Annotated in this window: 10 protein-coding genes; 3 read left to right on the top strand and 7 right to left on the bottom strand. The window is 69.6% G+C overall.

Annotated features, from left to right (window positions below; all coding sequences use genetic code 11):
• From ACPYOG_RS17575 to ACPYOG_RS17565, 3 genes are all read right to left on the bottom strand, one after another.
• The coding region (locus ACPYOG_RS17575) for an alpha/beta fold hydrolase (RefSeq protein WP_481295447.1) at positions 1 to 779 on the bottom strand (779 nt) is incomplete at its 3' end.
• 64 nt (positions 780 to 843) lie between these two features.
• On the bottom strand, positions 844 to 1,839 hold the full coding sequence (locus ACPYOG_RS17570) for an NADP-dependent oxidoreductase (protein WP_481295446.1): 996 nt from the start codon (positions 1,837 to 1,839) through the stop codon (positions 844 to 846).
• A 101-nt stretch (positions 1,840 to 1,940) separates the two neighbouring features.
• The gene (locus ACPYOG_RS17565; protein ID WP_481295445.1) at positions 1,941 to 2,561 is read right to left on the bottom strand and encodes a DnaJ family domain-containing protein; all 621 of its coding nucleotides are present in this window, start codon (positions 2,559 to 2,561) and stop codon (positions 1,941 to 1,943) included.
• 350 nt (positions 2,562 to 2,911) lie between these two features.
• Between ACPYOG_RS17565 and ACPYOG_RS17560 the strand changes: the two genes are divergently transcribed.
• On the top strand, positions 2,912 to 3,541 hold the full coding sequence (locus tag ACPYOG_RS17560; protein WP_481295444.1) for a class I SAM-dependent methyltransferase: 630 nt from the start codon (positions 2,912 to 2,914) through the stop codon (positions 3,539 to 3,541).
• Positions 3,542 to 3,548: 7 nt separating this feature from the next.
• Here ACPYOG_RS17560 and ACPYOG_RS17555 read toward each other — a convergent pair whose 3' ends face one another.
• The 3 genes from ACPYOG_RS17555 to ACPYOG_RS17545 all read right to left on the bottom strand — a co-directional run bounded on the left by ACPYOG_RS17555 (position 3,549) and on the right by ACPYOG_RS17545 (position 6,500).
• Positions 3,549 to 5,039, bottom strand: coding sequence for an FAD-dependent monooxygenase (locus ACPYOG_RS17555; RefSeq protein ID WP_481295443.1), 1,491 nt, complete (start codon positions 5,037 to 5,039; stop codon positions 3,549 to 3,551).
• Between the two features lie 249 nt (positions 5,040 to 5,288).
• Positions 5,289 to 5,831, bottom strand: coding sequence for a GNAT family N-acetyltransferase (locus ACPYOG_RS17550; RefSeq protein ID WP_481295442.1), 543 nt, complete (start codon positions 5,829 to 5,831; stop codon positions 5,289 to 5,291).
• Positions 5,832 to 5,840: 9 nt separating this feature from the next.
• Positions 5,841 to 6,500, bottom strand: coding sequence for a hypothetical protein (locus ACPYOG_RS17545; protein ID WP_481295441.1), 660 nt, complete (start codon positions 6,498 to 6,500; stop codon positions 5,841 to 5,843).
• Positions 6,501 to 6,778: 278 nt separating this feature from the next.
• Here ACPYOG_RS17545 and ACPYOG_RS17540 point away from each other — a divergent pair, with 278 nt between their 5' ends.
• Positions 6,779 to 7,114 carry a hypothetical protein gene (locus ACPYOG_RS17540; RefSeq protein ID WP_481295440.1) on the top strand — a complete coding sequence of 112 codons (336 nt, stop codon included), beginning with the start codon at positions 6,779 to 6,781 and terminating at the stop codon, positions 7,112 to 7,114.
• A gap of 77 nt (positions 7,115 to 7,191) precedes the next feature.
• The gene (locus tag ACPYOG_RS17535) at positions 7,192 to 7,734 is read left to right on the top strand and encodes a DUF2510 domain-containing protein (RefSeq protein WP_481295439.1); all 543 of its coding nucleotides are present in this window, start codon (positions 7,192 to 7,194) and stop codon (positions 7,732 to 7,734) included.
• 105 nt (positions 7,735 to 7,839) lie between these two features.
• Here the strand turns inward: ACPYOG_RS17535 and ACPYOG_RS17530 are convergent.
• On the bottom strand, positions 7,840 to 9,119 hold a 1,280-nt coding region (locus tag ACPYOG_RS17530), incomplete at its 5' end, for a sodium:solute symporter family protein (protein ID WP_481295438.1).

The raw sequence follows: 9,119 nt of genomic DNA, 5'->3' as shown, positions 1-9,119 counted from the left end.
GGGTAGATGATCAGCTCGGATCCGGCGATCCGCCGGTGCAGGTCGTGCGAGAGCACGGAGGGGACCATCCGGTCGTTGTCGCCGTTGGCGATCAGGGTCGGTTGCGTGATGGTGGACAGGTCGGATGGCGCGGAGCGTCCGAACCGCTGGATCGCCTTCAGCTGCGTGCCGAGCGTGCTGACCTTGAAGGGCCGGTCGCGGTCGGCTGTGCGCTCGCGCAGCCGGGCCACGAACGCCTTGCCTGCCGCCTTGCCGATCCGGTCGCGGTTGAAGAAGAGGAACTCCTTGGGGTCCGAGCGGGCGATGGCCGACCGGAGGATGTCCCCGTACGTCACGCGCGTGACCTTGTCCATGTCCTTCCCTCCGCGCGGACCGGTGCCCGTCAGCACGAGCTTGCGCACCAGTTCGGGATGCGCCACGACGAGATCCTGGGCGATCATGCCGCCCATCGAGAACCCGAACGCGTCGATCCGGTCGTGGCCGAGAGCGCGGATGAACGCGTACGCGTCGTCAGCCGCCTCCTCCATGGTGGCGGACACCCGCCCGGTGGACGCTCCGACTCCTTGCTGGTCGAAGGTGATCACGTGGCGGTTCGCGGCGATCGCGTCGACGATCCGGGGGTCCCAGTTGTCGAGCGTGCCCGAGAGGTGCACGAAGAACACCACCGGGATGCCGCTCTTCGGCCCGAGCTCTCGGTAGGCGAAACGGACGCCGCCGGCAGTGATCGTCTTCGCCGGGGCCAGCGCATACGACCGGATAACGGATTCTTCGACGCTCATGGTCGTCTTCTTTCTATGGTTTTCGGGTTCTGAGTGGGGGTGGAGCGGTGGTCGGTGAGAGAGGTCAGGGAACGGTGGCGACGGCCTTGCCGCGGATGCGGGTCGTGCCGAGCGAGGCGACAGCATCCGGTGCGTCCGCGAACGGGACCGTGGCGCCGACCACGGGCCGGATCACGCCCGCATCCACCAGGTCCGCGATCTCTCGCAGCTGCGCGCCGTCGGCATGCATCAAGAGGAACTCGTACCTGACGCCGAGCTTCTTGGCCTGACGGCGGATCGAGCGGCTGAGGGCGGCGACCGCGAGGCGCAGGAGGGGGCTCAGACCGGCCGTCTCCGCGAACGCGGGGTCGAGAGGCCCCGCGATGCCGACGGCGAGGCCGCCCGGGCGGAGGACCCGGAGGGATGTGGCGAGGTTCTCGCCGCCCACACTGTCCAGGACGAAGTCGTAGCCGGACAGTTCCGCCTCGAAATCCTGGCTGCGGTAGTCGATGACGACGTCTGCTCCGAGCTCGCGCACGAAGTCCGCGTTCGCGGCAGACACCGTCGTGGCGACGTGCGCGCCGAGGTGCTTCGCGAGCTGGATCGCGATGGTGCCGACGCCTCCCGCTCCTGCGTGGATGAGCACCTTCTGCCCGGGGCCGACGTTCCCGCGCTCGACCAGCGCCTGCCAGGCGGTCAGAGCAACCAAGGGCAGCGAGGCCGCCTCGATCGGGCTGACCGTGGATGGCGCGAGGGCGACATCCGACTCGTCCACGGCGATGCGCTCGGCCAACGTGCCGATGCGGAGGTCGCGCGGGCGAGCGTAGACGAAGGCGCCGGGCTTGAGGCCACGGACGCCTCCCCCGACCTCGATGACCGTGCCGGCCACGTCGTGACCGAGGACGAGGGGCAGCGCGTACGGGATGACCCGCTTGAACACGCCCTCGCCGATCTTCACGTCGAGCTGGTTCAGCCCGGCCGCTGCGACCTGGATCAGGACGTCGTGGTCACCAACCGTCGGCTCCGGAACGTCCGCCTCACGCGGCGGCTGCTTGTAGGCGTCGAGCGCGATCGCTCGCATGATGGCTCTCCTCACGGCTCGCGTCGGCGTCCGTTCAGGAATGCGAGTCGACTCAATTATGAGTGCGCTCAGTTAAATTGTCAAGCCGTCGTCCGTTGCGCTCAGCGGCCGGCCTCCCGCCGCCGCCTCCGCCGCTCGCGCCAGGACAGTCCCGACTCGGCTTCCCGCTCGGCACGGCGGCGCGCCTCCGATTGCCGCAGGCGTTCGTCCCGCCGCTGCCGCCAGCGCTGGACCTCCGCATCCACATCGCGTGTCGCGGTGACGACCGGCGGGCCGCCCTGCAGCTGGCGGCGCGCCTCGATCACGCGGCGGTTGAAGTCGTGGAGGTGCTCCCGGACACTGCTCTCCGACGCCAGCCGGTCGAGCCTGGCGTCGAGCTCCCTGTCCTCGGTGCGCAGCGTCAGGGCCGGCGGTCCCAATCCCGTCAGCTGCTCGCGCTCGATCTTGCGCCGGATCCACCAGTCCGGATCGTGCGTTCCGGTCAGCCCCGGCAGCGGTTTGCCGGCGCCCGGAAGGTTGTCGAAGTCGCCGCGACGGATCGCCTGCTGGATGCTCGTCTCGACGATCTGCGCGCGCTGCTCCATGCTCGGCTGGCCGGCGTTCGCCTCCTCCACCTGCTCTCCGCGGGCCTCGGCATCGCGTCGCACGCGGTACCGCGCGGCCTCGACGAGCGGGTCGGACTCGCCAGCCGCGCGACGGGATTCGTCACGGTCGCGCGCCATGAAAACAGGGTACGCCCGACCTCCGACGCCGCCGGAATCGCCCCAGCGCCTGGAGCGACGCCCGAGCGCGCGCCGCTGGATGCGCGCGGTTAACCCGAGGTGAACATCCGGAACTGATGCCGGGAGACGGGTTGACTTTCCCCGAAAGCGCTTTAGTGTGTGCACTAAGCAACCGGATGGCAGGCTGAACCGCAGGGGTCGGGCAGCTGTACTGCGTTCCCGGTGCGCGGCGGTCGGCTTTTCGGGTGAGCCGACCGCCGCAACGTTTTTCCCCGTCCTTCGCGTCGCGGTCCGCCGACCGCTGTCTGCCGCTTCGCGCGCGCCGCATCCCTCGGGTTACGCTGGCGAACGTGAGCGATGACGAACATCTGAGGATGGTGCGCGAGCGTTTCGACGACCGCGCCGCGACGTACGACGACAGCTCCATGCACACCGGCCTCGCGAGAGCCGTCGCCGCCTTCGCCGACCTCTCCCCCGTGGATGCGGTGCTCGACGTGGCGACCGGCACCGGGCTGGTGCTGCGCGCGATCCGGGACCGCGGCTTCGGCGGCGACGTCGCCGGCGTCGACCTGTCGCCGCTCATGGTGGAGGAGGCGCGCCGCCATCTCCCCGACGCGAACCTCTCGGTCGGGGACGCGACCCGGCTCCCGTTCCCCAACGACTCCTTCGATCTCGTGACCTGCGTGACCGGCCTGCAGCTGTTCGCGCATCCTGAGATCGCGATCGCGGAGTGGGCGCGCGTGCTGCGTCCGGGCGGTCGCGCGATCACGGCGACCTTCCTGTCGGTCGACCGGTCACGCCACGGCGGCGCTACGCAGCCCGGGCTCAGCGACCACATCCCCTTCGACTCGGTCGAGCACCTCGGTGCGACGGTCGCGCCCGCCGGCTTCACGATCGCGCGCACGGAGACGTGGAGTGACGGCGACGACGAGCTGCTGATCGCCGAGTTGCGCCAGGGCGAGCCGACGCCGGAAGGTTGAAGCGCCCTTACTCCGCCCCGAACCACCTCCCGAGCGCCTGCTCCAGCCCCTGCTGCTCCTCCCCGATCCACGCGACATGCCCGTCCGGTCGCAGGAGCACGGCCGGCGCATCCGTCTCGGCGCTGAGCTCCAGGAGGTCGTTGAGCTCCGGAACGCCGTCGCGCTCCGAGACGCCGTCGCCGAGTTCGTCGCTGCGATCCGACACGTAGTCGACGCGATCCGCCCATCCCGCCACCGACAGCCCACCGGTCCGGTCCACCACCAGTCCGCGGCCATCGCGCGTCAGTTCGTACAGCCGTCCGCGCGAGAGCCGGACGTCGCGGAGCCTGCGCCCGAGCAGCTCCGGGCCCCCGCCGAAGTCGTAGCGGATCCCGATCCCGGCGACGCGTTCCGCGAGGTACCGGCCGACGTCCGCGAACCCCATGAGCTCCGTCAGCAGCCGCCGCACCGCCTGCGCCCCGGGCTCCGCCGAGATCAGCACGCTCTGCGCCCGCGTGAGGGTGAGCACCTCATCCGCCACCGGATGCCGCTCCACGAAGTAGCTGTCGAGCAGCCCGTCGGGCGCACATCCGCGGACCGCAGCGGCCAGCTTCCAGCCGAGGTTGAACGCATCCTGGATGCCCAGATTCAGCCCCTGCCCACCGAGCGGCGGGTGGATGTGCGCCGCATCCCCCGCGAGGAGCACCCGGCCCTCCCGGTAGCGCTCCGCCAGCCGGGTCGCATCGGTGAAGCGCGACAGCGAGCGGAGAGAGTGGATGCCGAAGTCGGTCCCCGCATAGGCCCGCAACTGCGTCCGGAACTCGTCGAGCGTCGGCGGGGTCGACCGGTCCTCGGACACGGAGGCGGCCGGCACGACCGCGCGGTACAGGCCGTGGCCGCTCGGGCCGATCCCGAAGCCGCGGTGCGTCTTGCGCACCTCCTCCGACACCGCAGCCACCTCGTCCGCCGCAGCCGTCACCGCGCCCTCGCCGAGGATCCACTCGTTCGTCGCCGCCTCGCCCGGGAACCCGATCCCGAGCAGCCGCCGCACCAGGCTGCGGCCGCCGTCGCAGCCCACCAGCCAGCGCGAGCGCAGCGTGCTGCCGTCGGCGAGCTCCACGGTCACGCCGTCTTCGTCCTGCTGGAAGCCGATCAGTTCGGTGCCGCGCCGGAGCTGCGCGCCCAACTCGGCAGCGTGCTCCTCGAGCAGCCGGTCGGTGACCGGCTGCGGCATGCCCAGGATGTAGTCGTGCGCCGTATCGAGGGCCACCGGCTGCGGGCTCGCGATGCCGGCGAACCGCCCACCGCCCGGATACTGCGTGCCGTTCGCGAGGAACCGCTCCAGTAACCCGCGCTGGTCCAGGATCTCGATGCTGCGCTGGTGCAGCCCGAGCGACCGGACCAGCCGCGTCGGTTCCGCATCCCGCTCGACCACCACCACATCCACACCGTGCAGCCGCAGCTCGGCCGCCAGCATGGTCCCCGTCGGACCGCCCCCGCTGATTATCACGTCGAACACGTCAGAACCCATCGCCTACCCGCTCTCCCCGTCGGACTCGCGCGCGATTCCACGCGCGGCCAGCCATTCTGCCGGAGCGGTGGGCCCTTGCCGCAAGCCCCGTCCCGGACGGTATCCTGGAAATGCGGGAGGCGCCCGGCACCCAGCAGCTGGCGCCCAGCAGCTGGCGCCCAGCTCGTCGGCGCCCAGCTCGTCGGCGCCCCGCTCGTCGGGCACGCGATGCCGCTCGCCGCGCCGTCGGTGCCCGCCTCAGCTCTTCGAGCGCTCCCGCCACTCGTCGGCGAGCATCCCGAGCAGCACCTCGTCCAGGAACTCGCCGAGCACCCACGCCGACGACCGCAGCACGCCCTCGCGCACGAACCCGTTCCGCTCGGCAGCCGCCAGCATCGCGTGGTTGTCCGCCAGCGTCTCCACCTGCAGCCGCTGCATCCCGCGCACGTCGAACCCGTAGTGGCAGAGCACGGCCACAGCATCCGTGCCGTATCCCTTGCCGCGCGCCGCCGGCAACAGTCCGAGCCCCAGGTGCGCATACCGGTTGTGCGTGTCGATACCCCACAGGTCGGCGCTGCCGATGAGGCTCCCGCCCTCCAGCTCGATCACCGAGAACGTGACGGAGGTCAGCTTGGATTCGTCCACGACGAGCCGCGGATCCTTCGACTCGGGCCGGATCGGCCTCCACGGCCCGCCCTCCGCCCGCGACGAGTTCACCACGTCGTCGTACAGCTCGGTGCGAAGGATGGGGATGTCGTCTTCGTGCCGGGCGCGCAGCCCGACGGTGGTTCCGGTCAGCATGCTTCGTTCCTAGCGGAGGCGGGGCCTCCGCGGGAAGGGCTGATCCGTGTGCGGTTGGGGGCGTGCCTCGCGCGACAGCCGCCGGAACGTCGTGAAGCATCCCAGCGCGGCGAACGCGACCGCCATCAGGATCTGCGTCGCGTACGCGCCCCACATGTCCGGATTGTTGAAGATGTTGTCCGCGTAGAGCCGCCAGAAGTCCGCGCGTGTCAGAGCCTCGCCGAGCGGGACGCCGACCACCTTCACGATGTCGGTGAAGATCCCGGCGAGGAAGCTCAGCACCACAGTGACGGCCACGATCGCGATGAGGCCCCAATACGCGGCCGGAGTCACGCGCGCCTTCGACCCGAGGCGGTAGAGGAAGATCGCGCCGGCAGCGACTCCCCACGAGACGATGGACGCGACGAAGCCGAGGTTCCAGACGATCGTCCACACGACGATGCCCGCCGGGATGACGAGCAGCGCGAGCGCAAGCCCGCGACCGACGCGTTCCTGCTGGGTGAAGGGCGGGGTAACGGGAATGGAAGCGGCGGGGTCGTATGCGGCGGGTGCCTGTGCGGCCGGCGCGGTCGCGGCCTGCTCCGTCGCAGCCGGCTCCCACCCTTCGGTCTCGAACTGCGTCCATCCATCGGATTCCGGCACAATACGGCCTTCTGTCGCGTCGCTCACGCGTGTCCCCCATCTCCGCCCCTCCGTGAGGCGCGGTGGACAGCCTGCCAGATCGGAAGGCCCCGCGTCATGTCCCGCTGTGCCCCAGTTCGGGGCAGAATCCGTGGTGACTGCGGCGGTTCGGAACGTTTGCGGGTGCTCGCCCTGCCGCATACCTTCCGTACGCCCGCAGACACGCTGTCGCACGCTCCGAACACAGCTGGAGCCGGGGAGTCGGCGGTATGGTCCGGCACGCGTCGCGGGTGTGCCACTAGGGTGACGTTCAGAGGAGGCTGCCCATGGACCCGTCGGAACGTTTCGAGACGCTCGTCGCGGAGTTCGCGGACCTCCCCGGAGTGATCCCGCCCGGCGCCACGAAGGGATTCGGTTCCGGCGCCCTCCGCATCCAGGGCAAGATCTTCGCCATGCTGGTGCGCGGGCACCTGGTCGTGAAGTTGCCCGCCGAACGCGTCGCGATACTCGTCGGGGCCGGCGAGGGCACATTCTTCGACGCCAACAAGGGCACGCCGATGAAGAACTGGCTGTCCCTGGGCGAGGATTCGACGCTGGACTGGTCCCAGCTCACCCACGAGGCGCTCTCCTTCGTGGGCGCGGACCGCAGCCCGCAGCCCTAGCGACGCGCACCCCGCAATGGGGATGTGAACCGCTCAGAGGAACCCCCAGACTTGAGGGGCTCATGAGGAGGGGCTCAATGAATCCTGTTGCCGGCTGGTACGCCGATCCCGTCACACCCACGATCGCCCGGTATTGGGACGGCGCGTCCTGGACGGAGCACACGGCTCCGCTGCAGTCGCCGCAGCCCGAGGCCCAGGCGAACGTTCATACTGCGGTGGCCGAGGCCGCGCCGTCCGTAGCGGACGACCAGCACGGATGGTCGGATGGAGGTCACGCACCCGCGAACTCGTTCCGGCCGGCGTATACGCCGCTGCAGTCGCCCGTGCTGTACCCCCCAGCGCCGCCTCAGCCGCACTACGTCGTCGCCGTGCCCCGGAAGAACGAGAAGGCGACCCGCGCGCTGGTCTGGGGCATCATCGGCCTCGTCATCAACCCGTTGGCACTGCCGTCGCTCATGGCGATCGTGTTCGGCATCCAGGCGCGCAGCATCGCGGACGACATGGAGCACGCAGGACTCCCCGACGGACGCCGCGGGCGGGCGACAGCCGCGATCATCGTGGGATCCGTCGGCCTTGCCCTCACCCTCGTCTGGGTCGTGATCTACCTGAACCGCCGCTAGCCAGCGAAGGAGATTCGAACGACTACCGTTCGAATCTCCTTCACTACTGCCATTCGAAGGAGATTCGACACCCGATCTCCTTCGATTCCCACCGGCGGAAGCGCCTCACCGATCCAGCGTCGGCTCGTACGGCTCGAGCACCTCCACCACCCGGGGGTCGCCCTCGTCCGCGCCGTAGTCCGAGTGCGTCGTGCGGTCCCATCCGTCCGGGACCTTGGCCGCCCGGAAGATGACCGTCAGGATGACGGACACCAGCGCGTTGATGACGAACGCGGTGACGGCGATGTAGACCGGCACGTTCGTGAACGGGATGGGCGCGATCGATCCCCCGAAGTGCGCATGCGTCACCGGGTTCACCACGTTGTATGCGGCGACGGTGCCGTACAGGATCCCGGCCGCCCAACCGATCAGCAGCGCCCAGCGGTGGAACCACCGTGTGTAGAGTCCCGCGACGATCGCCGGGAACGTCTGCAGAATCCACACGCCTCCGAGCAGCTGCATGTTGATCGCCGCCGACTGGTCCATCAGGATCACGAACAGCAGGGCGCCGAACTTGACCACGAGGGACACGAACTTCGACACCTTCGCCTGCTCCCCCTCGGTCGCGTTCGGCTTGAACAGGTCTCGGTAGATGTTGCGCGTGAACAGATTGGATGCGGCGATCGACATGATCGCGGCCGGCACCAGGGCGCCGACGGCGATGGCGGCGAGCGCCACACCGGCGAACCACGACGGGAAGTTGTCGATGAACAGCTGCGGGACCACCAGCTGCGGGTTGACCACGCCGTCGAATCCGATCGGCTTGGTGCCCGCCTTGATGGCGACGTACCCGAGGAGCGCGAGGAACCCGAGCATCAGCGAGTAGATCGGCAGCACCACGGCGTTGCGGCGGATGGTGTTGCGGCTCTTCGTGGACAGCACACCCGTCACCGAGTGCGGGTACATGAACAGCGCCATCGCGGATCCGAGCGCGAGCGTCCAGTAGGCGTTGAAGCTCGACGCCCCCGGGATCACGGAACCGACCGGGAGGTTCGTCGCCGGGTTCGTCGCCGTCATCTTCGTGGTCGCCGCCTTGAAGATCCCATCCCATCCGCCGAACTGCGTGGGCAGCCAGATGATCGCGACGATGACGGCGATGTAGATCAGCAGGTCCTTCACCACCGCGATCGCCGCCGGCGCACGCAGCCCGGCCGTGTAGGTGTACGCGGCGAGGACGACGAAGGCGATGATCAGCGGCAGGTCCTGCGTGAAGACGTTGGCGCCGCTGCCCAGGCCGAGAACCGTCAGGACCGCCTTGATACCGACGAGCTGGAGGGCGATGTACGGCATCGTGGCGACGATCCCCGTCACGGCGATGGCGGTCGAGAGCGTCTTGCTTCCGTACC

The sequence above is a fragment of the Leifsonia sp. HAY1-4F genome (genome assembly GCF_056755275.1).
This window is presented reverse-complemented; position numbering and strand designations above follow the sequence as displayed.

Coding starts and splice junctions, on each gene's coding strand:
- ACPYOG_RS17565 (WP_481295445.1), bottom strand. CDS start 2,561: ATGGCGCGCGACCGTGACGAATCCCGTCGCGCGGCTGGCGAGTCCGAC.
- ACPYOG_RS17550 (WP_481295442.1), bottom strand. CDS start 5,831: ATGCTGACCGGAACCACCGTCGGGCTGCGCGCCCGGCACGAAGACGAC.
- ACPYOG_RS17570 (WP_481295446.1), bottom strand. CDS start 1,839: ATGCGAGCGATCGCGCTCGACGCCTACAAGCAGCCGCCGCGTGAGGCG.
- ACPYOG_RS17535 (WP_481295439.1), top strand. CDS start 7,192: ATGAATCCTGTTGCCGGCTGGTACGCCGATCCCGTCACACCCACGATC.
- ACPYOG_RS17540 (WP_481295440.1), top strand. CDS start 6,779: ATGGACCCGTCGGAACGTTTCGAGACGCTCGTCGCGGAGTTCGCGGAC.